The 25010-nt window shown below is 54.8% G+C and carries 27 protein-coding genes and 3 tRNA genes; 15 read left to right on the forward strand and 15 right to left on the reverse strand.

Annotated features, from left to right (window positions below; translation table 11 throughout):
* Nucleotides 1-43: 43 nt before the first annotated feature.
* The 12 genes from A3L02_RS01640 to A3L02_RS01695 all read right to left on the reverse strand — a co-directional run bounded on the left by A3L02_RS01640 (nucleotide 44) and on the right by A3L02_RS01695 (nucleotide 8084).
* Nucleotides 44-1066, reverse strand: coding sequence for a DUF5305 family protein (locus A3L02_RS01640; RefSeq protein ID WP_088862322.1), 1023 nt, complete (start codon nucleotides 1064-1066; stop codon nucleotides 44-46).
* Nucleotides 1063-2061 (reverse strand): DUF11 domain-containing protein, encoded by a 999-nt coding sequence (locus A3L02_RS01645; RefSeq protein ID WP_204247209.1) that lies wholly within the window; start codon nucleotides 2059-2061, stop codon nucleotides 1063-1065. Before A3L02_RS01645 ends, A3L02_RS01640 begins: the two co-directional genes overlap by 4 nt.
* Complete coding sequence (locus A3L02_RS01650; protein ID WP_088862323.1) at nucleotides 2058-3125, reverse strand: signal peptidase I; 1068 nt, start codon at nucleotides 3123-3125, stop codon at nucleotides 2058-2060. The genes A3L02_RS01645 and A3L02_RS01650 overlap by 4 nt, the downstream gene beginning before the upstream one ends.
* Nucleotides 3122-3535, reverse strand: a complete 414-nt coding sequence (locus tag A3L02_RS01655) for a DUF1102 domain-containing protein (protein WP_237268616.1) — start codon at nucleotides 3533-3535, stop codon at nucleotides 3122-3124. Before A3L02_RS01655 ends, A3L02_RS01650 begins: the two co-directional genes overlap by 4 nt.
* A 151-nt stretch (nucleotides 3536-3686) precedes the next feature.
* The gene (locus A3L02_RS01660) at nucleotides 3687-4232 is read right to left on the reverse strand and encodes a DUF1102 domain-containing protein (RefSeq protein WP_088862325.1); all 546 of its coding nucleotides are present in this window, start codon (nucleotides 4230-4232) and stop codon (nucleotides 3687-3689) included.
* Nucleotides 4233-4234: 2 nt separating this feature from the next.
* Nucleotides 4235-4870 (reverse strand): DUF1102 domain-containing protein, encoded by a 636-nt coding sequence (locus A3L02_RS01665; RefSeq protein ID WP_088862326.1) that lies wholly within the window; start codon nucleotides 4868-4870, stop codon nucleotides 4235-4237.
* 178 nt (nucleotides 4871-5048) lie between these two features.
* Complete coding sequence (locus A3L02_RS01670) at nucleotides 5049-5483, reverse strand: DUF7344 domain-containing protein (protein WP_088862327.1); 435 nt, start codon at nucleotides 5481-5483, stop codon at nucleotides 5049-5051.
* A 4-nt stretch (nucleotides 5484-5487) separates the two neighbouring features.
* Nucleotides 5488-5703 carry a hypothetical protein gene (locus A3L02_RS01675; protein ID WP_088862328.1) on the reverse strand — a complete coding sequence of 72 codons (216 nt, stop codon included), beginning with the start codon at nucleotides 5701-5703 and terminating at the stop codon, nucleotides 5488-5490.
* A gap of 402 nt (nucleotides 5704-6105) precedes the next feature.
* Nucleotides 6106-6181: transfer RNA gene (locus A3L02_RS01680), tRNA-Gln, on the reverse strand.
* 711 nt (nucleotides 6182-6892) lie between these two features.
* A tRNA-Ile gene (locus tag A3L02_RS01685) sits at nucleotides 6893-6970 on the reverse strand.
* A gap of 12 nt (nucleotides 6971-6982) precedes the next feature.
* Nucleotides 6983-7060: transfer RNA gene (locus A3L02_RS01690), tRNA-Glu, on the reverse strand.
* A 67-nt stretch (nucleotides 7061-7127) separates the two neighbouring features.
* Nucleotides 7128-8084, reverse strand: coding sequence for an NAD-dependent epimerase/dehydratase family protein (locus A3L02_RS01695; protein ID WP_088862329.1), 957 nt, complete (start codon nucleotides 8082-8084; stop codon nucleotides 7128-7130).
* A 96-nt stretch (nucleotides 8085-8180) separates the two neighbouring features.
* Between A3L02_RS01695 and A3L02_RS01700 the strand changes: the two genes are divergently transcribed.
* From A3L02_RS01700 to A3L02_RS01740, 9 genes are all read left to right on the forward strand, one after another.
* Entirely contained in the window at nucleotides 8181-9176 is a 996-nt protein-coding gene (locus tag A3L02_RS01700) for a nucleotidyltransferase family protein (protein WP_088862330.1), read from the forward strand.
* A gap of 12 nt (nucleotides 9177-9188) precedes the next feature.
* Nucleotides 9189-11552 carry an STT3 domain-containing protein gene (locus A3L02_RS01705; protein WP_088862331.1) on the forward strand — a complete coding sequence of 788 codons (2364 nt, stop codon included), beginning with the start codon at nucleotides 9189-9191 and terminating at the stop codon, nucleotides 11550-11552.
* Nucleotides 11553-11646: 94 nt separating this feature from the next.
* On the forward strand, nucleotides 11647-11874 hold the full coding sequence (locus A3L02_RS01710) for a ribbon-helix-helix domain-containing protein (RefSeq protein WP_054834271.1): 228 nt from the start codon (nucleotides 11647-11649) through the stop codon (nucleotides 11872-11874).
* Between the two features lie 25 nt (nucleotides 11875-11899).
* Entirely contained in the window at nucleotides 11900-13039 is a 1140-nt protein-coding gene (sat, locus tag A3L02_RS01715) for a sulfate adenylyltransferase (protein ID WP_088862332.1), read from the forward strand.
* A gap of 28 nt (nucleotides 13040-13067) precedes the next feature.
* Nucleotides 13068-14003, forward strand: a complete 936-nt coding sequence (locus A3L02_RS01720) for a DHH family phosphoesterase (RefSeq protein ID WP_088862333.1) — start codon at nucleotides 13068-13070, stop codon at nucleotides 14001-14003.
* A gap of 5 nt (nucleotides 14004-14008) precedes the next feature.
* Complete coding sequence (locus tag A3L02_RS01725) at nucleotides 14009-15439, forward strand: alkaline phosphatase family protein (RefSeq protein WP_088862334.1); 1431 nt, start codon at nucleotides 14009-14011, stop codon at nucleotides 15437-15439.
* Nucleotides 15440-15487: 48 nt separating this feature from the next.
* Nucleotides 15488-16033, forward strand: a complete 546-nt coding sequence (gene cysC / locus A3L02_RS01730) for an adenylyl-sulfate kinase (protein WP_088862335.1) — start codon at nucleotides 15488-15490, stop codon at nucleotides 16031-16033.
* A 152-nt stretch (nucleotides 16034-16185) separates the two neighbouring features.
* Entirely contained in the window at nucleotides 16186-16788 is a 603-nt protein-coding gene (locus tag A3L02_RS01735) for a sulfite exporter TauE/SafE family protein (protein ID WP_335755140.1), read from the forward strand.
* A 5-nt stretch (nucleotides 16789-16793) separates the two neighbouring features.
* Nucleotides 16794-18326, forward strand: coding sequence for a flippase (locus A3L02_RS01740; RefSeq protein WP_088862336.1), 1533 nt, complete (start codon nucleotides 16794-16796; stop codon nucleotides 18324-18326).
* A 532-nt stretch (nucleotides 18327-18858) separates the two neighbouring features.
* Here A3L02_RS01740 and A3L02_RS01750 read toward each other — a convergent pair.
* Nucleotides 18859-19098 (reverse strand): hypothetical protein, encoded by a 240-nt coding sequence (locus tag A3L02_RS01750; protein ID WP_088862337.1) that lies wholly within the window; start codon nucleotides 19096-19098, stop codon nucleotides 18859-18861.
* Nucleotides 19099-19575: 477 nt separating this feature from the next.
* Between A3L02_RS01750 and A3L02_RS01755 the strand changes: the two genes are divergently transcribed.
* From A3L02_RS01755 to rfbD, 6 genes are read left to right on the forward strand one after another with little or no spacing between them, the layout of a single operon-like run.
* Nucleotides 19576-20634: a glucose-1-phosphate thymidylyltransferase gene (locus A3L02_RS01755; RefSeq protein ID WP_088862338.1), complete on the forward strand. Its 1059-nt coding sequence runs from the start codon at nucleotides 19576-19578 to the stop codon at nucleotides 20632-20634.
* A 9-nt stretch (nucleotides 20635-20643) separates the two neighbouring features.
* The gene (rfbB, locus tag A3L02_RS01760) at nucleotides 20644-21645 is read left to right on the forward strand and encodes a dTDP-glucose 4,6-dehydratase (protein ID WP_088862339.1); all 1002 of its coding nucleotides are present in this window, start codon (nucleotides 20644-20646) and stop codon (nucleotides 21643-21645) included.
* A gap of 1 nt (nucleotide 21646) precedes the next feature.
* Complete coding sequence (gene rfbC / locus A3L02_RS01765; RefSeq protein WP_088862340.1) at nucleotides 21647-22204, forward strand: dTDP-4-dehydrorhamnose 3,5-epimerase; 558 nt, start codon at nucleotides 21647-21649, stop codon at nucleotides 22202-22204.
* 52 nt (nucleotides 22205-22256) lie between these two features.
* Nucleotides 22257-22478 (forward strand): type II toxin-antitoxin system VapB family antitoxin, encoded by a 222-nt coding sequence (gene vapB / locus A3L02_RS01770; protein WP_088862341.1) that lies wholly within the window; start codon nucleotides 22257-22259, stop codon nucleotides 22476-22478.
* Complete coding sequence (locus tag A3L02_RS01775) at nucleotides 22465-22869, forward strand: type II toxin-antitoxin system VapC family toxin (RefSeq protein ID WP_088862342.1); 405 nt, start codon at nucleotides 22465-22467, stop codon at nucleotides 22867-22869. Before vapB ends, A3L02_RS01775 begins: the two co-directional genes overlap by 14 nt.
* 53 nt (nucleotides 22870-22922) lie before the next feature.
* Complete coding sequence (rfbD, locus tag A3L02_RS01780; protein ID WP_088862343.1) at nucleotides 22923-23786, forward strand: dTDP-4-dehydrorhamnose reductase; 864 nt, start codon at nucleotides 22923-22925, stop codon at nucleotides 23784-23786.
* Nucleotides 23787-23811: 25 nt separating this feature from the next.
* Here the strand turns inward: rfbD and A3L02_RS01785 are convergent, their stop codons facing one another.
* Together A3L02_RS01785 and A3L02_RS01790 are read right to left on the reverse strand one after the other, a co-directional pair.
* Entirely contained in the window at nucleotides 23812-24468 is a 657-nt protein-coding gene (locus A3L02_RS01785; protein WP_157895713.1) for a hypothetical protein, read from the reverse strand.
* On the reverse strand, nucleotides 24465-24944 hold the full coding sequence (locus A3L02_RS01790) for a hypothetical protein (RefSeq protein WP_157895714.1): 480 nt from the start codon (nucleotides 24942-24944) through the stop codon (nucleotides 24465-24467). The genes A3L02_RS01785 and A3L02_RS01790 overlap by 4 nt, the downstream gene beginning before the upstream one ends.
* Nucleotides 24945-25010 lie beyond the last annotated feature (66 nt).

The following is a 25010-nucleotide window of genomic DNA, read 5'->3' on the forward strand; positions in this document are numbered from 1 at the left end:
AAAGTTGTTGGTTACGAAAATTAGAAACGCAAAGGAGAGAGCCTCAGTTGGGCTCGTTCCTCTTCCCGGGCAGGGGTTTCCTGTACTCGTACGATACCCCCTCGTCGATTATGGCGAAGACCTCTTCATTATCGTCCACGTAGTGGAGCACCGGCCTGTCCAGGAGCTCGAAGGCCGTCTCCAGGTCCTTCGGGGTCTTCAGAACGACCCGTTTCTGGACCTGCCCCGGTACGCCGTTGACCATGTACCGCTTTATCCTCGCCATCTCGTCCTTTGGCGGTCTCGAGGTGTAGGCGTAGCCCACCACGGGTATCAGCATCAGGAGCGCCATCAGTGTGGTCACTACCTTCGCCGTATTGAGGTCGCCCGTTACCCCCAGAACGCTTGCGCTGACCTCTTCCCTGCTGGTCGCCGTCAGCGGCTTCCTGGTGGTCTTCTCCGTGTTCGTGAAGTAGTAGAGCCCGGCCCCGCCGTCTCTGACGAGCTCAACCTCATGGTCGAACTTCTCGTTTACGGCCTTCCCGCCGACCTCGCCGGTCCCGGAGGCCTTCACCGTCACGGTTATCCGCCGCTTCAACCGCGTCATCCCGAGCTCTCTGGACACGTTACCGCTCATCTCCTCGATCTTCCCCATGTCCAGCTTTCTCTCCACCGTGAACCCACCGTTCTGGAGCTTCCCCCTCTCGTCGAAGAGCGTTTCCTCCCACAGGGTAACGTCTTTGCTCCCCCTGGTGACGTAGTAGGTGACCTTCCCCGTGACTTCGTACGTACCCGTGCTAAGCGGGGGGTTGGAGCGGTACGTGTAGTTAAGCAGGAACCGGTCAACGAGCGATATTGGGTATTCATCCCTGGAGATCAAATACCCGTAGATTTCGTTGGGCTTGAGGTACGCGGAGTGCCTCAGCTCCCCCATATCACTGAACGTCCCGAGTTTCTGGGTCTTCACCACGTACGGGCTCGCGCTCATGAACTTCACCGAATAAAAGGCGAAGAGCAGGAAGAGTATCAGGAACGCCCCCAGGACTTCCTTCCGTCCAATAAACCAGATCAGCTTTTTCTCCTTCATCCTTCACATTCTCCCATGTCGTTTTCATGATTGTAACCCTGGTCGTGATTGCACCAGCAGTTGTTATGACAGCACCAGCCGTCCACGCTTACGGTGAGGGCGTTGCTCGTTATGCCGTAGTGCAGTATGGTCGCCCCGTCGTTCAGGTTGTAGTCGCCGCATGAGGTGAACTCCTGTTTTCCTCCATTGTTCACCCTGGTGAATATCGTCACGTTCATGCGGGCGCTTCCTCCCGCTGGGATCGTGACGTTCCACTCCATCTTGGTGGCGGAATGGGAGTGACCGTTGTTGGCCGCCGCCCAGAACCTGTAAGTGCCGGCGCTTGCACTGGTTCTCCCCGGACTCACGTTGAACTCTGCGGGCACGGTGTCGGTGATGGTCAGGGAAAGGTCGTCCGCCGTTGGGTTCGTCACCAGTATCTGGAAGGTCCATTCCTGGTACGTGAACATGGGTATCCCGCTGGTGTTGCCGTAGAGGAGTACCTTCTCCACCGTCGGGTCCGCGGGTGGATCACCGACGATGAGCTTTATCGGGCAGGTTTCTATAACGGCATCTCCACCGTCCCAGCGGGCGCGCATCGTGACCGGAATAACGTACTCCCCCGGGGCCGTGTTGCTTGCGTTAACGTGCCCGGTGAACGTGTATTCAGCACCGGAGGCTATCATCCGCTCGGCGCCGTCCTCGGTTTCTATGAACGTGTCCGCGTTGCCCTGAATGCCCGAGTAGTCCGGGTCGAGCGATATCCATACGTCCTTTCCCCCGTTCAGGTAGTTCCTCACGGTCAGCGCGTCGAAGTCAGTCCCGTTGTTGGGGTTAACCTCCACGACCGCGGCGTAGCCGTCTTCACAGTCAAAGCCGAGGTACTCGTTATCGTGGGGGACGACGGCAACTTTGACGTCCCTTGATGCGTTAAGACCCACGAACGTCCCGCTGGAGCCCATGAGAACCAACGCTGCCAGTGTGAACGTTACGATAATTGAGAACAGAGCTTTCATATCCTGAACACCTCCGATATTCCACTAAGAAAGGAACCCCTTCTCCTCCTGATTCTGATGACCTCCTCGTTCCCGACGCCCGAGATGACGTACAGTGCCCCCAGGAGCACGGATATCTCGGCTAAAATTGCCATCAGCGGCACCATTGGGTGGATTTCGTACAGGTAAACGAGTATAGGGGCCGGGAGGAGCGGTGGGTACGCGTTAACCTGCAGTTTTGGCGAGTACAGGCCCGTTGCATTCGGGGCCCTGATGGTCAACACGAGGTCTTTCTCCTCCCCACCGCCCAGTTTGAATCCCCCGCTCGATACGTCCGTTATCGTGGGTCCGGCCGAGGTGCGGTACATCATGGGGTAACGGTTGTCGTTCCTCACCGTGACGTTCTGCCGGAACTCCTCTCCCGGGAGGTACCAGCCCTCCCTCAGTCCCCCCGCGGAGGTGGAGGAGTAAGTCACCGGAAGGGCCTCCCACGAGACGAAGGTCGAAACGGCCACCATGATGAGTAGGAGAATGGAGGCAAGGAGGTAAAGGGTCTTGAACCTGAGAACGGTCTCCCTCTTCCTCTTCTTGTGGCCCTTCGAACCCCCGTCCCCCGCGAAGGAGAGGATGCCGAGAACTATCAGCCCCCCAGCGAGGAGCACCCTCGTCCTGCCGGAGAGGCCGCCTTCGAGGTAGTTCCCGATCTTGGGTACCTTTATCGGTTTTCCGTTTACCGTTATCACGGTTCCCGCCACCTTATCCTTCGGGATGGGCGGGATCTTGTGGCTCTGCTGGTCCGTCGCCACGTTGTTGTCGCCCTTCGTGACGTATCCGTCTTCGGTAACGGCGTAGACCCTGTGAACGGTCCACACGCTCCCCGTTCGGAAGACCATTATCTCACCGACCCCGGGGCTCCTCGCCAGGGGGTTGATGAAGAAGACGTCCCCCTTGCCTATCGTCGGGGCCATGCTCCCGGAGTAAGCGTAGGAGACGAACACGGGCCTGTCGAGGAGCACACCCACGAGGGAAGCCACCGCGAGAACGCCGACGATGAGCAGGGCCGCGTACTCGAGTAGGGTCTTCATCCGCAACTTCTCCCCCAGGCCTCTATGGTTATTTCATCGCTGTAGTCTCCAAGCGTCAGGTTGTGGGTGTCGATCCTGACCCCAACGCTCGTGCTCTCGTTCGCCGCGAGGGTTACCTCCACCGCGTCGCTCCAGTTTCCCCCGAAGCCCCCGGTGAAGAGGCCCACGTTCGGGGCGTTTGAGGTGACCCTCACGCATATCTCGTCGTATCCGGTCTGGCTCCGATTGTTCTCGATGGTGAACACGTGGTCAAAAACGAAGGTGCCGTTCACGCCCAACCCATCGCCGTAACCCGGATAGAAAGGGTTTTCGGGCGAGACGTCAACGAACAGAACCCCGCCTTTGGAGTAAGCGTAAGGAGGAACGGGGTTAATGGAAGGGTTTACGCCCTCGGAGGTTGCGTAAACCACGGTTAAAGGATTGGAGGGGTAAAGTCCTCCGATCCCCATGAGCAGGATAATAACTCCAAAACCAATGACGGCTGTTATATTTTTTCTCATCTTCTTCCCTTCCTTCCGCAAACAACGGTAAGGGGAGCAAAGGCTCCCGAACTAAAGTTCATCACGGTGAGGTCTCGCAGGGCCCCGGAACCGCGTAGAGCTGTACCTGGCCGTTTATGCTGTCTCCGGCCTCAAGGTCGGTGCTGTTCAGGATCATGCCGATGGGGACAACGTCTCCAGGCATAACGGTTACGTCGAGGCTCGTCTCGCCCGGCTGGCCGGTGTAGTTCCCAACGAAGAGACCTACCTCGTCGCCGTAGGCGCTACCGCTGTAGGTCAGGTGCATGCAGATGGGGGTTCCCTCCCAGAGGTCGTTGCTGATACCGAAGACTTCCTCGAACACGTAGGTGCTGTTCGGGCTGACGCCCTCACCGAAGCCTTCCTGGTAGTTCAGGTTGTTGTGGCTGAAATCAACGAGCAGCATTCCGTTGTCGTTGATGTACGCGTAGGGTTGCATAGGTCTTAGATCTATGAGCTCGTTGTCATCCGGAACAACCTGGATGTGAACTCCCCTGTCCGCCTGGAAATAAGCGAAGTGGGCACTGCTTGCCGCGACCGCAACTAAAAGACCCATCATCAGTGCGAATAGTCCCATGAGTTTTCGCATTTTCAGTCACCTCCGCAAGTGAACGGTGCATCGTCCGCCGGCCATGCCTGGATGTTTATATCCACGTCGTAGCCTCCAAGGGTGTTTGATGCCGCAAGTTCCATGCCAACGCCGAGGGCCTGTCCGGGCTCAAGGTAGAAGCACACGTCTCCAACCGCGGTGTCCGAGTTGTAGGGAACGCCGCCGCCGTTGGTGTTGTACATCAGTTCGTCGGGGCTGTAGAACGAGACCATTCCGGGATCCGAGGAGGTTATCCTCACGACTATCGTTTCGTTTTCCCAGAGGTGGTTGCTGACGTTGAAAACCTCGTCGAAGTTGTACCTGCTCTGCGGGCTCAGGCCGATTCCTCTGCCTGTGTACCCGTCGAGCTCCCCCTGGTACTCGGCCCAATCGCTTCCGTTATCGTTCCCGGGCCAGTTGGGGTTGTCCTTTGAGAAGTCAATAACGAGTTGCCCACCATCGTTCAGGTAAGCGTAGGGCTGAACCGGCGTCAGATCGATGAGCTCGCTGTCGTCGGGAACGACGGCGATGTGAGTGCTCCTCTGGGCTCTGTAGTCCCTGAAGGTTGCGCTCGTGCCCAACGCGAAGGCCGCCGCTATCATCAGCCCCAGCATACCCAGGGCCAGAATTTTCTTCATGGTACATTACCTCCATGTTTTCCAACGACACCCTCGGCGAAGGCCATCATAAGATGCCTGATGACGTTAGAGGGGTCGGGGTATATAGTAAATTCCGGCTTACTCAATGGTAATACCCCGTTACCGGAACAAAAATGACTGGATTTTATCAAAACGGGCGGTTCACGACCGTGCTCCGCTAAAACAGCCTCTTGATCTTCCTGTGGTGGACGATGCTTATGAGGAGGTACACCACGGAGGCCAGCAGCAGGTGCAGGTTCCCGAGGTACCAGCCGGCCACGATGAATATCACCGACGTCCCCATGTAGAAGGTGCTCCAGCTTATGTCGTGCCTGTTGACGGTCTCCATGTAGACGGTAACGTTGTCCGGGATCCTCAGGAGCTTAACAACGCCGCGGTCGAAGGTTACGACGCCCTCCCTCTCCAGCTTTGGTATGTGGGTCTGGACTAAACTGACGTATACGCTCTTCCTGTGCTTCCGGTCGGTGTCCCCCTCCCTCTCCGCTATGTACTCCACGAGTTCCCGAAGTTCCGCGTTGCCCTCCATCTTCTGGAGGTACTCTATCATCAGCATCCTCCTGTCGTTTCCGAGTATAGCCGTTGTCGCGCCCATTCTCTCACCGCAACCGGTAGTGATTTCTCCTGTTTCCGTTGGTGTAGAACGCCTCCACCTTTCTCTGCTCCACGAGCTTCCTCAGGGTTCTCTCAACCTTCTGCCTCGTGCAGAAAATGCCCCTCTCGTTGAGGAACCTGGTCAGAAACGCCACGCTGAGCGGTCCACGACTCCGGAGGATATTCCCAATCTCTCGCTCCAGATCAACCACGTTGCTCACAACCACCCCCACATGTTAGGCAACGATTATGTAACGCTACATCCGGTTGGTAGTCATACTATTTAAAGGTGTTTGAAAAGTCCGATTTTCGACTTTTATTGGCTCAAAAGGAGTATATCCCATCGTAGGGCGAAAACAGCCGAGAAAGACTCTAAAAATCCACTGTCCACCTGTTTTTATCCTCCGGATTTCCGGCCGTCATTGGGAACTGAACAACTTTCCGTCAATCTCCCGGCAATACGCCAAACATCCGCGATTTTCCCGGGGAAGTTAACCCCTGGAATATTCACGTCGGATATTAAAAACCGCTTCGAGATACTAACCGGAGTATAACACGAGGTTCGAAAGGGGAAAGGAGGACATGGAAAAGAGTGGGGTTCGATGGTCTGGAGCCCGGTTGAATGGTAGCCCCGCGGGGATTCGAACCCCGGTCGCGGGATCCAGAGTCCCGCATGCTTGGCCGCTACACCACGGGGCTGTGCCCGTTGATAGCTTAAGGGAGGTATTTATAAATTTTATCCCTACGCTTAACCCTTCCGGGAGCTCAAACCATGCGCCTCCATCGGCCTTTTGGAAGAAGGCTGGGGAAAAATGGCCCTTTCTCATGAGAGGCTGGGATGAGAGCGTGCGCTCTAAAAGTTGGAGAATCAAAGAGGGATTAGCATTAAGACCAATCCCTGAACAGGTTTCACTTTTTATTCTGGCGTTCTCCGAACGCCTTGTGGGAGTGAAACACTACAAAACGGGCCGATTAAAAGCAATCCAACTTGATAGCTGGCGTCTCTGAGAAGCACCTGAACTTCCGCCATCCGTCTGGATGTTCGAACGATAGTGAGAACAGCGCTTGCGAAGCAAGGGCTGAAGGCTGGCGAAAAATGGTGATTCCTTTTAACTGCCCTCCCGTGAGTGTTTGCACCCTCAAACGGCCATTGAACTCCGAATTCGAGATTAAAAGGCCAAATCCAAGGGGTTTGCAATCTCCCGCGCTCCGAAGGAGCACCATCCAAAAGCAAACCCCACCATAAAAGCTTTCTTAAGAAGAGTGAATTCAAAACCCAAGAGCAGTCTTTACCTTAGCAAACACCCTTAAACTGCTCCTTGAAAAAAGAATCACCCTTTTCCGTCAACGCTTTGAGAAACAAGAACCTGTTCCAGGGGTGTGGGGGCTCCGCCCCCTTGTCTTTCGTTATGGTGGGCCCGCGGGGCTTCGAACCCCGGACCTCCCGCTTATCAGGCGGGCGCTCTGACCAGGCTGAGCCACGGGCCCGCGAGAAGATTTTGGTGCCCCGGCCGGGATTTGAACCCGGGTCGCGGGATCGAGAGTCCCGCATGATTGACCGGGCTACACCACCGGGGCGCGTCCGAGATTAGAGAGCCTGGAGGGTTTAAAAAGTTTTTGGTAATATGGAGCCCTGGGGGTGTCTTCATTGAATACCTCCCAGAAGCTCCCTGACGGTTCTCCTAACCGCCTCGTAGCTATCCAGCCTTGGCTTCCAGCCGGCTTTCTTCGCCTTCTCTATGCTCAGGCGCATGAACTTGACGTCGCCCTTCCAGCCGCGACCACCATCAACGCCGCCCGTGAACCTGAAGGCCGGCCTCAGCCCCATCTCCTCGCTCACTATCTCCGCTATCTCCCCCACGGTTATCCAGTCGTCGTTGCCGAGGTTGTAGAAGTCGACCCGCGCCTTTCCTTTCTTGAACGCCCCGAACAGGTGGAGCATGCCGTTAACGGTGTCGCTCACGTGGAGGTAGCTCTTCCTCTGCGTTCCGTCGCCGAGTATCTCGAGCTCGTTCGGGTTCCTTCTGAGCTTGTTGATGAAGTCGTAGATGACCCCGTGGTTGGAGCGCTCGCCTATGATGTTGGCCAGACGGAAGATCAAAGCCCTGAAGTCAAAGGTGTGGGCGTAGCCGCTGATGAGGGCCTCGGCGGCAAGCTTCGCCCCGCCGTAAACGCTTATCGGCTCCAGCGGCGCGTAATCCTCTGGAGTGGGTATCACCCCGGCGTCGCCGTAAACGGTCGAGGAGCTCGTGAAGACGAGGTACTTAACGCCGGAATCCTTCATTGCACTTAGCAGGTTGTGGGTTATCAGAACGTTCGTCTCGTAGAGGAGCTCTGGACTCTGGGAGCCTATCCTGACCTCGGGGTTGGCGGCGAGGTGGAAGACGGCCTCGACGCCATCGACGGCCTTCCTGACGGTTTCGACGTCCCGCATGTCCCCCCTTATGAACTCGAACCCCTCGTGGTTCATCCAGCGCTTTACGTTGTCGAGGCTACCCGCGCTCAGGTCATCGAGAACCCTGACATCATGACCGGATTCCATCAGGGCATCCACGAGGTGCGAGCCTATGAAACCAGCACCGCCCGTAACGAGAACCTTCATCGTACCACCAACCCCGATGAAACGGAATAGTTTAAATACGTTTAGGGAGTACCCTTTCAGGAATTACAAGCGTTAAAGGTTATCCCGGTGGTGACCATGAAGGTTCTCATAATGGCCGGCGGCTACGCGACCAGGCTGTGGCCCATCACGAAGGACAACCCCAAGGCCCTGCTGCCGGTGGGGAACAGGACGATACTCGACTACATCCTGGAGAAGGCCGGCGAACTGGGATTCGAGACGTACATCTCCACGAACCGCTTCTTCGAGGCGCACTTCAGGCCCTACGCCGAGAGGTACGGGGTCGGGCTGATAGTGGAGGACACGCTCCACGAGGAGGAGAAGCTCGGCACAATCGGGGCCATGAAGAGGGCCGTTGATGAGCTGGGCCTCGACGACTACCTCGTGATAGCCGGCGACAACCTCTTCTCCTTCTCCCTCAGGGAGTTCCTGGGCGCGTACGACGGAACGACGCTCATAGCCGTTTACGACGTCGGCGATCTGGAGCTGGCGAAACGCTACGGTGTCGTTGTCCTTGAGGGTGATAGGGTAGTCTCCTTCCAGGAGAAGCCCGCCGAGCCCGGCTCGACTCTCGTGAGCACCGGCGTCTACGTCTTTCCGCGGAAGGTTATGGGGCTCATAGACGAGTACCTCTCCAACGGGAACCGCGACTCCCCGGGCTACTTCATCCAGTGGCTCCTGTCGAGAGGCGTTGACATCAGGGCTTACAGGTTCGACGACTACTGGTACGACATCGGCTCCGCCGACAGCTACCTGGAGGCTCTGAAGACATTACTCCGGGAGAGCCACATCGAGGAGATCCAGATAAGCCCCTACTCGAAGATAATTCCGCCGGTGGTCATAAAGCGGGGGGCGAAGGTACTCGGGCGTTCGATAATCGGGCCCTACGCCTACATCGGCGAGGACTGCCTCATAGAGAACTCCGACGTCAGCGATTCGATAATCTTCAGGGGAACGACGATAAGAAACGCCACCATCTGGCGCTCGATAATAGACGAGAGGTGCGAGATAAGGAACCTCGAGCTGAGGAAGAGCCTCGTCGGCGGGCACGCAAAGATACAGAGGGGAGAATGAGGGGGCGAAGGAATGGACACCGAAGACCCTAGAAGGAGGCTCGGGAAGGCGGTCGACCTGATTTTAGCCCCAAAGTACGCCATCTTAACCCTCCTTATCGTCTCCTCCGCCGTCCGCCTCCTCCCGATGCGCTTCAGGTACCTCCTCGGCTACGACCCCTACTTCCACCTTGCCTACACGCGCTACGCCCTGACCCACGGCTGGGTGAACTTCTTCCCCTACGCCCTCGGCCCATGGGGGTACCAGGTTCACAGCTTCCATCCCCTCGGCCTCTGGATGACACCTGCCTTCGTTTACAAACTCCTGAAGCCACTCGGCGTTTCCCTCTTCAACGCCTTTCGCCTGACCCCCGTCATCTTCGGTGTCCTCACCCTGATCTTCACCTATCTAACCATCCTCAGGCTCTACGGTAAAAGGGAGGCCTTTCTCTCGGCCTTCTTCCTGTCCGTTCTCTTCGGCCACGTCTTCCGCTCGATGGCCGGCTACTACCGCGGGGACAACTACATGCTCTTCTGGTACAGCGTCGGGCTCTACGGGATGGCCCTCGGTCTCACCCTGAGGCCAGGGAAGTGGGGTTACAGGAGGTTCATCATCTACGTTATCCCCGCCGTCGCGGGCGGCCTCTCGGCGGTGTTCTGGCAGGCGTACTACCCGATATTCGCCTTCCTCCTGGCCAACACCCTCCTGCTTGCGGTTGGAGCCTTCTTACTCAGGAAGGATAGGTACCTCCTCGATTCCCTCGTTCTCACGATCTCAACCGCCCTTGGAGCCCTGATCGCCAACTACCTCGGTGGGATCTTCGGCTACGGCATGGTTGGGCACAACAGGTGGCTGGGCAGGAAACTGGCCGAGGAGCTGGGACTCAGCTTCGGATGGATGAAGGACGTTTTTCTGCTGGCTTTTCTGAAGTACGCCGTTCCTCTGGCGGTTCTGGCGATCGTGGTGCTTCTCATCACATCGAGGTTCCTCAGGGGAAAGAAGGAGCGGGCGCTGGTCGTTGCAATCGGACTCCTTCTCGCCCTGTGGCTGGCGGTGAGGTACTACGGGACGGTTAACGAACTCCTGCAGAGGCTGTTCCCCCAGTCCCCGATAGTCGAGACGCAGAGGACGGGTTTCGGAGACTGGTGGGAGGCCTACGGCGTAGCCGGCCTCCTCTTCCCGCTCTTCGCCCTGAGGTTTCTCCCGTCGAGGGCCAAACTCAGGGATTTCCTCCTCCTCGGAACCCTGGTGGTTCAGCTTCCGATGGTCTTTCTGTGGACGAGGTTCCTGTTCATAAGCTCCCTCTCAATAGCGCTGGGGACGGGAATCGGACTGGTCGAGCTTTACGATGTCTTAAGTCCAAGGCTCTCGCTTAAGAAGGGTGGCGCGCTGGCGTTGTCTGCGCTGTTGCTCTTAATTCCTGTCGTGGGGGCCTACCAGGGCTTCCGGACCACCCTGAGCGTTAAACCCCTGGCGGACGAGCACTGGGAGAGGGCTTTAACCTACCTCGGGGAGAGCTCCAGCATAAACGACGTTGTCCTGACCTGGTGGGACCAGGGGCACTGGGTGACGTACTTCGCCGGACGGGCGCCCGTCGCCCAGGGAGGTCCCAATGGGGCCGTTGCCAAGTATTATCTCGGACTGGAGAACGGGAGGTACCTGATGAACCTCGGGGTTGACTACGTGGTCGTCTCCTACGACACCGTGCTGAAGTTCGGCTCGGTGCTCGAGACGGCGGGTGCCTCGCCTCGAGAGTACGCAATGATTCCAATGCCGCTCGTCTCCGCCGGCGGGGTGCTCGTCTTCTCCACAGGGGGTTACTCGATAATGGCTGTGCCCGAAGGGGATCGCTGGAACGTTCAGGTCAACGCGGGGGGAACCGTACTGATACCGGGGAAAGTCTTCGTTGAGCGGGGGAAGTCCCTGGAAAGTGTGGTCCTCACAGGGAGGCCGAACGCCGACGCCTACGTTTACATCAACCTGAACTACGGCTACGCCGTCCTGATGAACGGGAAGGCCTTCAACACGCCCCTCGCCAGGCTCATGTTCACGGATGAGTACCCTGGTTATTACAGGCCCGTTTACTCCGATGGCGGTTACGTCAAGGTCTTCCGGTTCGAGCATCCCAACGTCGTCGTTGCCGCCGGGAACGGCTCGGTGGTTCTTAGGTTCACGAACGCCACCGGGACTGGGATTGGGATCTTCGGCTACCTGGACAATGGAACCAGGGTCTTCAAGAAATGGTACGGCGTTAAGGGAAAGGACGAACTCATCCTGCCCGGCGACCTGAACGGTAGCGTCGTCGTCCGCTACACCTACACCCAGAAGAAGACCGTGCTCGACAGGGGCGTTTTCAGGATATCGGATGTGCTGTCCGGTACTGATACAGGGGATTAACCTTCCAGATCTCATGCCTTTTTCGAAACCTTTATATTGCCTGCTCCCATGTATCGAGTGTAATTAAATATCATTAAGGCAGGAGGTGTTTGGGATGGCCGATGAGAAGAAGTACACGACCGTTTCCATACCGAAGCCCCTCTACGACAAGATCAAGGCCAGAATAGAGGGCACAGGGTTTACTTCGGTTTCGGACTACGTCACATACGTTCTCCGCGAGGTTCTGGCGAGCCTCGAAGAGGAGGAGAAGGAAGAGGTCTTCACAGAGGAGGAGGAAGAGAAGGTCAAGGAGAGGCTCCGCGCCCTCGGTTACCTCGACTGAGGCCTTTCCTTTTTGAGGTGGTACCATGGTCTCAAAGCCCCACGGCGGCAAACTCGTCAGGAGGCTCGTGGCCGAGAGGACGCGCGAGAGGATCCTGAGCGAGCAGGAGGAGTACCCCCGCGTCCAGATCGAGCACGGCCGGGCCATAGACCTCGAGAACATCGCGCACGGCGTTTACTCCCCCCTCAAGGGCTTCTTGACGAGCGATGACTTTCAGGATGTACTCAACCACATGCGCCTCAGCGACGACACGCCCTGGACGATCCCGATAGTCCTCGACGTAAAGGAGAGGGCATTCGACGAGGGCGACGCGGTGCTCCTCTATTACGACGATATCCCCGTGGCCAGGATGCACGTTGAGGAGATATACACCTACGACAAGAGGGAATTCGCGACCAAGGTCTTCAGGACCGACGACCCGGCCCACCCGGGAGTCGCCCGCGTTATGGGCATGGGGGACTATCTCCTCGGCGGCGAGATAGAGCTCCTCAATGAGCTCCCGAACTCTTTCGCCAGGTACACCCTCAGGCCGGTCGAGACGAGGGTTCTTTTCAAGGAACGTGGCTGGAGGACCATCGTTGCTTTCCAGACGAGGAACGTGCCCCACCTCGGCCACGAGTACGTCCAGAAGGCGGCGCTAACCTTCGTCGACGGGCTCTTCATCAACCCCGTCCTCGGAAGGAAGAAGAAGGGGGACTACAGGGACGAGGTCATAATCAAGGCCTACGAAACGCTCTTCAGGCACTACTACCCCAGAGATGCGGCCGCCCTGGCGACCGTCCGCTACGAGATGCGCTACGCCGGTCCGAGGGAGGCGATCCACCACGCCATAATGAGGAAGAACTTCGGTGCGACGCACTTCATAGTGGGGAGGGATCACGCGGGCGTTGGCGACTACTACGGCCCCTACGATGCGTGGGACCTCTTCGAGGAGTTCCCGGACCTCGGGATAACCTCGATGTTCATCCGCGAGGCCTTCTACTGCAGGAAATGCGGCGGCATGGTAAACGCGAAGATATGCCCCCACGGCGAGGAGTTCCACGTCCACATAAGCGGCACCAAACTCAGGAAGATGATAATGACGGGGGAGAAACCCCCGGAGTACATGATGCGCCCGGAGGTCTTCGAGGTCGTGAGGAGCTTCGAGAACCCCTTCGTTGGGTGACCCATTATTTTTTTGCGGGGTGGGTTAGGTGAATCTAATCGTCCACCACTGGGACACGGACGGGGTAACCTCTGCGGCGCTCCTCGTGAAAGCGCTCGCCCTGGAGGACTTCACCAACATGACGGCGCCCATAGGGGAGTTCTCCTTTGATGAGCGCATCTGGGGTGCCGTTGGGAGGGCCAAAAGGCTCTACGTACTGGACTTCAACGTCCCGGGTGAGGCGGAGAAGGTTGAGGTGCCGACGCTCTTCATCGACCACCATACCCAGCCGAGGATCCGGAACCCGCTCGTGGAGCAGGTCAATCCGTCGCTCGGAGGCGAATATTACCCCTCCTGTTCCCTCGTCGTCTCGGAGCATTTCGGGATATGGAACGCCTGGAGCGCCCTCGGTGTCGTCGGGGACATCGGGGAGAGGGCTTTCGAGCTGGAAAAAGTCAGGACACTCCTTGAGAGGGAGGGGATTTCGCGGGATGAAGCTTTAAGGCTCGTCGAGCTCGTGGATTCGAACTACATCGCCATGGAGAGGGAAGCCGTGGAGGAGGCCGTGAGGGTTCTCCTCAACAACGATATCAAAGGTCTCCTCGAGTACGAACCGTGGGTGAAAAAAGCGGAGGCGATAAGGGAGGCCATTGAGGAAGCCACCTCAAATCCCGAGGAGAGGAACGGCTTCGCCATCGTCCGCTTCGAGAGTCCCTTCAACGTAATCTCGAAGGTCGCCAGAAAGCTCGTCTGGGAGATGAAGTACAGGGGCGCGGTGGTCGTCAACGGGAACTTCCACGGAAATGCTCAGGTGTACTTCAGGGTCTCGGGCGAGGAGGCGGAAAGGACGGACATGGCCGAGCTCATCGAGCGCGTTAGGGCCCTCGGAACCAACACCGGCGGCAAGAGGGAGGTCATGGGGTGCGTCTGCGAGAAGGGTAAAACCAACGACGTGCTCTCAATCATCGAAGAATACCTGAGGTGAGGAGGATGGAGTTTGAGAGGAAGGTTAGGGAAGGGATGGCCCGGACGAAAAGGGTCCTCGTCATAGGACTGGATTCGGCCCCTCCGGAGCTGATGTTCAACCGCTTCTACGACGAGCTCCCCAACATTAGAAGGCTCCTCGAGAGATCCGTTCACGGGCCGATGCAGACCGGCATTCCGGCCATAACCATTCCGATGTGGATGGTGATGGTCACCGGTAAGACCCCGGGCGAGCTCGGGCTCTACGGCTTCAGGCACAGGAGGGGGAACTCCTACACTGACTACTGGATAGCCCACAGTAAAAAGGTGAAGGAGAAGACCCTCTGGGACCACCTCGGGGAGAGGGGCAAAAGGTCCGTAATCGTCGGCGTGCCACCGACGTACCCACCCAAGCCCATCAAGGGGCACCTCGTGAGCTGTTTCATAACCCCCGATGCGAGCGTCGACTACACATATCCGAAGGAGCTGAAGGGCGAGATAGAGCGGCTCGTCGGCGAGTACATCTTCGACGTCCCCTTCAGGAAGGAGGCCAAGGACGAGGTGAAGGAAGGCCTCTGGGAGATGACCGAAAAGAGGTTCGAGGTGATTCGCTATCTAATTCAGGAGAAGGAGTGGGACTACTTCCACTTCGTCGAGATCGGCCTCGACAGGGTTCACCACGCCTTCTGGCGCTACTTCGACGAGAACCATCACCTTTACCCAGGGAAGGGGAACAGGTACGAGAACGTCATCCCAGACTACTGGAGGCTTTTGGACAGGGAGATCGGGAAAACCCTGGAGCTTGTGGACCTCGACGAGACGGCGGTCTTCATAGTCTCCGACCACGGGATAAAGGCCATGCACGGCAACTTCGCCGTGAACCAGTGGCTGGCGGAGGAGGGCCTCCTGAAGGTGAGGAACCCCGAGGCGCTGCACGACGGCAGAACGAAGCGCTTCGAGAGCCTCGACGTCGACTGGAAGGAAACAACCGCCTGGGGCTGGGGCGGCTACTACTCGCGCGTCTTCCTCAACGTGCTCGGCAGGGAGAGGGAGGGAAGGATACCGCTCTCCCGGTTCGAGAGGGTGAGGGACGAGGTGGCGGAGCAGATAAAGTCCATACGCGGCCCGAACGGGGAGGGGTGGAACACGAAGGTGTTCTATCCGGAGGAGATCTATCCTGTGGCGAGGGGCAACAAGCCCGACGTGATGGTCTACTTCGACAACCTCAACTGGCGCGCCGCGGGAACGGTCGGGCACCCGAGCAACTACCTGCCGGAGAACGACACGGGGCCGGACGACGCGAACCACTCCGAGTTCGGGGTGTTCTCCATGTACCTCCCCGGCTTCGACGAGAGCAGGGCAACCAGGCTGAGCATCTACGACTTCGCCCCGACGATGCTGAGGCTCTTCGGAATTGAAGAACCCCTCGCGGAAATGCACGGGAAGAGCATCCTCTGATCTTTTACCCTTCGTTTTCCAATCACAGCTCGAAACGAGGTGGATGGAATGGACGGGCTCAGGAACATCGAAAAGGGCTTTACGATATGGCTCACCGGGCCGAGCGGTGCGGGAAAGACGACCTTAGCGGTGAAGCTCGCCAGGAAGCTCAGGGAGATGGGTTACCGCGTGGAGATACTCGACGGGGACACGATAAGGAAGACCCTTTACCCGGAGCTTGGCTTCTCGAAGGAAGCGAGGGAGATGCACAACAGGATAGTTATCCACATGGCCAGGCTCCTGAGCAGGAACGGGGTTATAGCGATAGTTTCCCTCATCTCGCCTTATAGAGCGGTCCGCGAACGCGCGAGGAAGGAGATAGGGGACTTCATCGAGGTCTACGTTTATGCCCCCCTCGAAGTGAGGATCCAGCGAGACCCGAAAGGGCTCTACGCCAGAGCAATGAGGGGCGAGATAAAGGGCCTCACGGGTTACGATGGGGTCTACGAGGAGCCGGAGAACCCGGAGGTGAGGGTGGACAGCTCCAGGATGACGCCTGAGGAGGAGGTCGAGGCGGTAATAGAGAAGGCCCGGGAGCTCGGGTACCTGCCGTAATCCGGAGGGAAAACCTTGAGCCCGCCTATCTTTGTGGGTCTGGGCTTTCTCGTGGGCTTCCTCGTCGGCCTAACGGGGGTCGGCGGCGGGGCCCTGATGACCCCCCCCTCATCTTCCTCGGCATCGAGCCCCTAACGGCCGTCGGAACGGACCTGCTCTACGCCACGATTACGAGGGTCTTTGGCCTGTTCTTCCACGGGAGAAGAGGCAGGATAAGGTACGATATAGCCCTTCGCCTCCTGGTGGGAAGCATCCCCGCGGTCTTCATGGGAGGCCTGATACTGCGGGGGCTGAACAGGGAAGCCCTCAACGCCTACCTCACACTCCTGCTCGGCCTCATCCTCGTCACCAGCGCCTTTTTGAGCATCCTCAAAGGAGAGCTACACGTCCCCGTGAGGCCGAGGTGGGCCTACGTTTACCTCCTCGGCTTCATCGTTGGCCTGACAGTCCAGTTCACGTCGGTCGGGGCGGGCGTTGTAGTGAGCTTCACCCTGATGAACGTGGCCAGACTCGATCCAAAGGACGTCGTGGGGGTCACCATACTCTACGGGCTTGCGCTCTCCGCCATGGGTTTTCTGAACTACGCGGGCATCGGCGGGGTTGATTACGGCCTCGCCGGAGCGCTGATCCTTGGGACGGTTCCCGGGGTTTACCTGGGGACCCACATCAGCAGGATCTCCGATGGGGAGAACCTTAAAAGGGCCATGAACGTGATGATACTGCTGATTGGGCTGTTCACCCTGCTGGGAGGTTGAGGTGCTTGGATGAGGTCAACCGCGCGCTTCAGAGGATGGCGAGGGGTACGGGCATCGTGTTCTTCGGGGGAATAATAGGGGTTATCCTGGGGTTTACATCCCGGACGCTTATAGCGAGGTATTTTGAAAGGAGCCAGTACGGAACGTTCAACCTGGCATTGACAATTCTGAGCGTGGGTTTGGTTATCGCCATGCTCGGTCTGTCGAGCGGGGTCACCAGGGAACTTTCCCGTTACCGAAAGGAGGCCCCTGAAAGAGTTACTTCCCTAATATCCACGGCGTTCTTCATCGTTCTGGTGAGTTCCCTCACAGTTGCCGTGGGGTACGTTATCCTCGCCCCTTACATCTCCCTGCTGTTCCATGATGGGTTGCTCGAATATGCCCTCAGGGTGAGCGCGCCTGCGATGCCCTTTCTGGCTTTGACTTCGCTCCTGGTTGCGATCTCCAGGGGGTTCAACAGGGTCCGTGAGAACTTCTACTACCAGAGAATACTGTCGCCGCTCTTGTATCTCTTGGTTGTCCTTGTTGTGGTCTTTGGCGGTTTGGATTTTGGTACTCTCTTCACGGGATACGTACTTGCCCAGGCGGCGACCTTCACGGCACTCCTTTTTGAGATGCTCCGGTTGGGTATCCTCCGGCTCAGGCTTTCCTTTAGCTCCCGGCTGGCCAGGGAACTGGTAGTCTTTTCCGCGCCTCTGATGCTCACTGGAATACTGGAGTACATCATGAACTGGACGGACACCCTGATGCTGGGTTATTACCTCAACTCCGATGTCGTTGGTCTCTACAACTCCGCTTCACCTCTGGCCAGGTTTATCCCCGTGTTTTTGGGCTCCGCCGGTTTCCTGTTCATGCCAATAGCCACCGCTTTTTACACCGAGGGTAAATTGGGGGAGCTCAACAGGATATACCGGATAATAACCCGCTGGATTTTCCTGCCAACGTTTCCCCTCTTCACGCTGCTCGTGGTGTTTCCCGAGACCACCATAACCGGGTTCTTCGGTCCGAAATACTCGGCCGCCTCCACTGCCCTTCAGATACTCGCGGTGGGCTTCATGTTCCACACCTTCCTTGGCCTCAACGGGATGAGCTTAGTAGCCATCGGAGAACCAAACGCCAACCTCGTTGGTAACATCTTCGCCGCGACCTTCAACGTGATCCTCAACGCCCTGCTGATACCCAGTTACGGGATCAACGGGGCCGCCGTGGCGACGTCTGTCTCGTACGTAGTGGCGAACCTCTTCCGCTCCTGGTGGCTCTACCTCAGGACTAAGATCCACCCCTTCGGAAGGAGCTACCTCCGCCAGCTTGCCGTTGCCGTTGTGATCGTGCCGATACTGATGCTCTTGGCTCCAGCTGATGTGGGTCTTCTCATGGCCCTTCTACTGGTGGGGCTATCCTTTTTGGTGTACCTGGTAATTATACTACTTCTGAGGACCGTGGAGCCCGAGGACGTTGCTCTGCTGAGGGCGGTTGGTCAGAGGTTGGGATGGAACGTTGAACCCCTTGCGAGGGTTCTGGAGAGGTTTTCCGTCTGAGGCTCAAATGGCTCTCATTGTGGGTTTCTCTCTGTAAGAAAAATTTAAGCGAAGATTTCAATTATCTTCTAAAACTTGGCGGATTGCCTTCTCATTCGGATAAGTTCCTGAGAGTCCTAGAGCTCATCACAAAGTTTTATCACATTAAGGGAGATTTTCGGAACGAATTGATTGTTAAATTGCCCCAGGCAAAGAAAAATGCCCGTGGAATCGGCAATTCAACCAACCACTTCATCCAAAAGACTTTGAGTCCTAACTGGGAGGAGCTCATTGAAAGCCTGCACTTCAAGATAGAAGAACTCTTTAAGTGAATGGAAAAGTCAAGTACAACCGGAGTTTAACCCCTTTATCTCGGTTCATCTCTCAATGGAGTGGCATTATATCCTCTACTGGATTATTCCGGTTATGCCCAAAACCAAGAATACTGATACCTATCTATTCTTCTCTTTATAAGCCGGGCAGGCGGCGCAGAACATGTAAAACCTATCAACGTTCACCCTGTAGAAAGTCTCTCCATTTTCTTTAAATTTTCTCAATTCCCCTCTCCAAACACTGGCTCGCTCCATCTCCAATAGTGGCAGTAGCCGTTGCGGTTGTATTCGCAACGATCTTTCTTCCATAAAGCATGGTCCTCCATAGCATCCCATAGACTCCAGAACTCATCCCAAAAGTCATCGGCGAAGAAAAGAAGTCTGCTACTCCAGAGCCCTCCACTCTTTTTAATGAATAGATAGGCGTACAAGGCCATTTCAGCAACCTGCTCAGGAGTCAACTCTTTGGCCTTCTCACCGCAGTATTAAGGGGCCCCATGTCTAAGCCCAATTCCACTGCCTGCTGCGTGAGTTCCTGACTCAACCCTTATCCCATTTTTTCTGTACATGACTTATTATTGTATCCCCGTATCCTGAAGGGGATTGTAGTTATAATGGAGTGTTTATACTGCATGGGATGGCAAGCTGGTTGCGATAGTGCCTGTAAGGAGGGAGACTTAACCATATGAAAGGGAAATTGTGAGGAACTTCTCCACTTTGGAGTGCGGCATCTCAACTTGGCCTTAGCGAGCCCACCATTTGACATCTTTATCATGGAGTGCCATAGCCGGATTAATAAATTGGAAAAGTGAGCCTGTTGAGCACGACACCTGCTGGCCTTTACAGGCTCTTATTTCATAGCTCAGTATTTTCCTCAGGTCCAACCTCACACGATAGATTTTTATTTTGTGAGGTTGTATAGGGGGCGGTGGAATGACATGAAGGCCCTTATTCTCTCAGGGGGTCACGGTACGAGGCTCAGGCCTTTAACGTACTCACAACAGAAACAGTTGATCCCGGTTGCGAACAAGCCTGTCCTGTTCTACGCCATCGAAGACGTCATCGAGGCCGGGATCCATGACATCGGAATCATCGTGGGCCCCAACGCCGAGCAGGTGAAGAAAACCGTTTTAAGCAGGGACTGGGACGCCCGCATCGAGTTCATCTATCAGGGCGAGCCCAAGGGACTGGCCCATGCCATCCTGGTGGCTCGAGACTACCTCGGCGACGATGACTTCGTCATGTACCTGGGCGACAACATCCTCAGGGAGGGCATCGTAGAGCACCTGGAGCACTTCAAGGAGGGAAACTTTGACGCGAGCATTCTGCTCTGTGAGGTCCCCAACCCCCGGCAGTTCGGGGTCGCAGAGATTAGTGAGGACGGGAAGACCATACGTCGCTTGGTTGAGAAACCGAAGGTGCCGCCGAGCAACCTGGCCCTGGTCGGGATCTACTTCTTCAAACCCGTCATCCACGAGGCGGTGAAGAACATAAGACCCTCATGGAGGAACGAGCTCGAGATCACCGACGCGATCCAGTGGCTCATAGATCAAGGCTACCGCGTAGGATGGACGAAGGTTCGGAACTGGTGGAAGGACACGGGAAAACCGGAGGACCTGCTGGAGGCAAATAGGCTGATCCTTGACGACATAGAGGCCGATGTAAGGGTGCAGACCAGCGCGCGCATCCACGGGAGGGTCGTCATCGGCGAGGACAGCGTAATAGATGAAGACACGGTCATTAAGGGTCCCGTGGTTATCGGGAAGAACGTCAGGATAAAGAACTCGTACATCGGCCCCTACACCAGCATTGGGGATAACGTTGTGATCGAGAACACCGAGATAGAGGATTCCATAGTGCTGGAGGGAAGCGAGATAAGGAACGCCGGCAGGATCGTCGAAAGCCTAATCGGGAGGGGCGTGAGGATAATAAACAGCACGTCCCACCCATTGGGTAGAAAGCTGGTCATAGGTGATAACTCAAGGCTGATACTGTGAGGTGGAATGATGCGGCTCCTGGTAACAGGTGGAATGGGATTCATTGGGAGCAACTTCATACGTTACATCATGGAAAAGCATCCCGACTGGGAAGTGATAAACTTAGACAAGCTCGGTTATGGGTCAAACCTGGCAAATCTGAAGGATATTGAGGATGATGAGAGATATACTTTTGTTAAAGGGGATATAAACGATTTTGATCTTGTAAAAAGGCTAATTAAGGAAGTTGACGCCGTTGTGAACTTTGCAGCCGAATCACACGTTGATAGGAGCATCTCGAATCCTTATGCATTCATAGAGAGCAATGTTCTTGGAGTTTACACTCTCTTGGAGGCAATTAGGAAGTACAATCCAGAGGTAAAAGCCGTTTTTGTCTCGACAGACGAGGTCTATGGAGATATAGAGAAAGGCTCCTTTACCGAGGAAGATAGGCTAATGCCATCCTCTCCATATTCGGCAAGCAAGGCTGCGGGTGATATGCTGGTTTTGGGCCATGCGAGGACCTACAATCTGAATGCCTCGATAACGAGGTGCACCAACAATTACGGCCCCTACCAGTTCCCCGAAAAGCTAATCCCGAAGACGATAATAAGGGCCAGCATGGGGCTTAAAGTTCCGGTCTACGGCACCGGCCAGAACGTGAGGGACTGGCTCTACGTTGAGGATCACGTGAGGGCGATCGAGAAGGTCCTGCTGAAGGGTGAACCACGGGAGATCTACAACATCTCCGCCGGAGAGGAAAAGACCAACATTGAAGTCGTCAGGACGATTCTGAGGCTCATGGATAAAGGCGAGGAGTTTATCGAGTTCGTTGAGGACAGGCCCGGCCACGACCTGCGCTATTCCCTTGATTCATGGAAGATAACAAGGGATTTGAAGTGGCGCCCGAAGTACACCTTTAAGGAAGGAATCAGAAAGACCGTTAACTGGTACCTCGAAAACGAGGACTGGTGGAGACCGCTGGTGAACGATAAGGTTCTCCACCCAACGCCCTGGAAGCTGGGGTGGTAACATGCCCTTTGAGTTCAAACGGCTGGAGATTCCAGACGTCATCCTGATAAAACCCAGAGTCTTCGAGGATGAGCGTGGATTCTTTATGGAAACTTACAAAAAATCAGATTTTGAGAAAGCCGGGATCAGGGGGGAGTTCATCCAGGACAATCATTCAAAGTCCAAGTACGGCGTTTTAAGGGGATTACACTTTCAGAGAGAGCCCTACGCTCAGGCAAAGATAGTCCGCTGTATTCGAGGAGTAATCTATGATGTCGCCGTCGATTTGAGGAGGAACTCGCCGACTTTCGGAAAGTGGGTTGGCGTCATACTCTCGGAGCATAACAAATACCAGCTCTACATCCCGAGGGGCTTTGCCCACGGTTTTCTCGTGCTGAGCGACGAAGCCGAAGTGATCTATAAAGTGGACAACATCTACGCGCCTGATTATGAAGGGGGAATCATCTGGAACGACCCTGATGTAAACATTCAGTGGCCAATCGATGAGCCGATAGTCTCTAAGAAGGATGGGAGATGGCCAACTTTGAAAGAGCTGATTGAGAGGGACGAACTGTTTTAGCCCTCAAAATTTTTATATGTTTGTAATACGAAATTGTATTCGGGTGTCGTATATGGAAGTTCTCAGCATAAGGATCCCCCGCGAGCTCAAGAGGAAGATGAAGGAGGTTGACGTTAACTGGAGCGAAGAAATCAGAAAATTCATTGAAGCCAAGGTTAGAGAATACAGGAAAAAGAAGGCCCTGGAGGAGATCGATAAAATGCTTGCAGGCTTACCGGAAACAGAGAAAGGAACCGCGAGAAAGTACGTGAGGGAGGACCGTGATAGTAATTGATGCATCTTCCCTGACCAAGTACATCTTGAGGGAGGAGAACTGGAGAAGGGTTAGGGAATACCTGCTGGACGATCCATACTCCTTAACTCTGGCTTTGGCTGAAGTATCAAACGCCATCTGGAAGCATCACGTGTTATACCGGAGGATATCAAAAAAAGAGGTCGAGGTAATGTTTGAGGCCGTGAAAAAGCTCAGGGAGGACGTTGTGATTTTTGAGCCGTTCGAAGGCTATCTCGGGGATGCCGCAAAGATAGCGATTGACTGGAGGATTCCGGTTTACGATGCGCTCTACTTGGCCCAAGCAAAGAAATACGGAGGTCTCCTAACGAGTGATGAGGAACAGTGGAAAATTGCAAAAAAGCTCGGAATTAAAGTGGAATACGTGGAATGATCACTCTTTGGAAAAATTGAAAGGATGAAACTAATCAAACTCGGTGGTTGAAGATGAGGGTCGCAATAATCGGAGCCAAAGGTCAATTGGGGACGGATCTGGTAAGAACCTTCGGGGAGGATCCGGCTTTCGGGGTCATTCCATTAACCCACGCCGATCTGGACGTCACCGTCCCCGAAACCCTGAAGGTCCTGAGGAAATTGAAGCCCAACGTCATCATCAACACGGCCGCGTACGTAAGGGTGGATGATGCCGAGCTTTACCCGGAGAAAGCCTTTCAAGTTAATGCAATCGGAGCTTTGAATGTTGCACGGATAGCCAACAAAATTGATGCTATTAATGTCTACATCAGCACGGACTACGTCTTCGATGGAGAGAAGGGCGAGCCCTACACTGAGGAAGATGTTCCCAACCCGATAAACGTCTACGGGGTGAGTAAACTGGCCGGGGAGGTGTTCACGAGGAACTATTCTCAAAAGCACTATATCATCCGTGTGGCGAGCCTCTACGGGAAGGCCGGTGCGAGCGGGAAGGGAGGTAACTTCGTGGAGTGGGTTATCGAAAGGGCAAGGCGCGGGGAGGAGCTAAGGATAGTGGACGACCAGTTCATGAGCCCCACCTACACAATGGACGTCGCCAGAACCCTGGGGAAGTTTTTAAAGCTCGGACCGGAGTTTGGAGTTTATCACATGGTGAACGAAGGCTTTTGCTCGTGGTATGAATTTACAAAGGCAATATTTGAGATTTTGGAGTGGGATGTTGAGGTGAAACCCATAAAGTCGAGCGAGCTTAACAGGCTGGCGAGGAGGCCGGGGTTCTCGGCCCTGGAGAACGCGAAGATTCACGACATCGGCTTAAAAATGCCCGGATGGAAGGAGGGGCTGAGGGAATATTTAAGTGAAAAGGATTATTTTTAGCAGTGTAAAAAGATTTTCGGGAAATTTAAAGGGAGTTATTGTTCTTTTTGTCGTCCTTTAAAATTTCTTGGAGCCTTTTGGCTCTTTCGACAAGATAATCATAACCGGTTAAGGAGTTAATAAAATTATAAGGTAGAACGTCTAAAAAGTTTCTGAGTTCCTCCCTTTTTATTTCTGGAGGGGCTTCTTGCAGTCGTTCTACTATCAATTCCAGCTCCCGCAGGCATTGCTCAAGAGAACGTTCAAGATCTCTCTTGACTTCCGGCTTGACATCTGAAGAGGAATAAATGGGGTAAAGAGTAATCATAATGTCAGTAAAGAGAGTTCTAAAGATTGGGTGTATTATATCCAATATCCATATTGCCTCATTCTGACTTATCCTGCTCGTGTTAAATTGATCAATGGTATGTAAGGTAATAAAACGCATCCAAAAGGCTAATTCTTCACTAAAGTTTAATATTGTTTTGAACTCATTTAAATCCTGCTCTGTTTTTGTTTCTGTTCTTTTTGTTACCATTTTTCCTATTGTTTCTAACTTTTTTGAAAAGTCAGTTCGAACGTATTCATCAATCTTTTGAAGGATGTAAGCGGTAACCTCTACATTCTGAGATTGCATGCTCCTAGAGGATATTCTGGAGAGTTTCTTGAGAGTACCCTCATCGTTAATACTATAAATTTTCAAAAATCTGTCAATGAGTTTTCTTGGATTAAAGAGGATAAAGGAATTATATATAAATTATATATAAACAGAGGTACAATTAGAAGATTAAATGTGCCCCACAGATAAGCCAGACGTATCCAGAGAGTGGCAATGTTTTCTGCATTTTGCAACAATATTAGCGTAAAGACTATGGAAGCTACATAGGAGATAAACACCAGGCAAAATTCACAATTTTTGCTATAGACATCAAGAACGACCTCTGAGTATTCTTTTAGAGTGAGCTGAATCCCAACGAGCATCATGGTTATGTATATGGATATAATTGCCCCTTCTACTTGAGCCAATGCACTCAGGAAGTATCTGGTGTCTTGGGGGTTAAGGTTTTGGAAGAATCCTAGTTCTAAAAAGACCTGCGTTACCTCCACACTTATTACGAAGGATATAATATATGATGACCATAGGTCATGCTCTTTTAACACTCTGATTAATCCGTGCATGAGAGTATTAAGTGTCTTTGATTTAAAAACGTTAATACTGAAAAGTGGATAATACAGCAATTCTTA

This window comes from Thermococcus celer Vu 13 = JCM 8558 (assembly GCF_002214365.1).
Classification (GTDB): domain Archaea; phylum Methanobacteriota_B; class Thermococci; order Thermococcales; family Thermococcaceae; genus Thermococcus; species Thermococcus celer.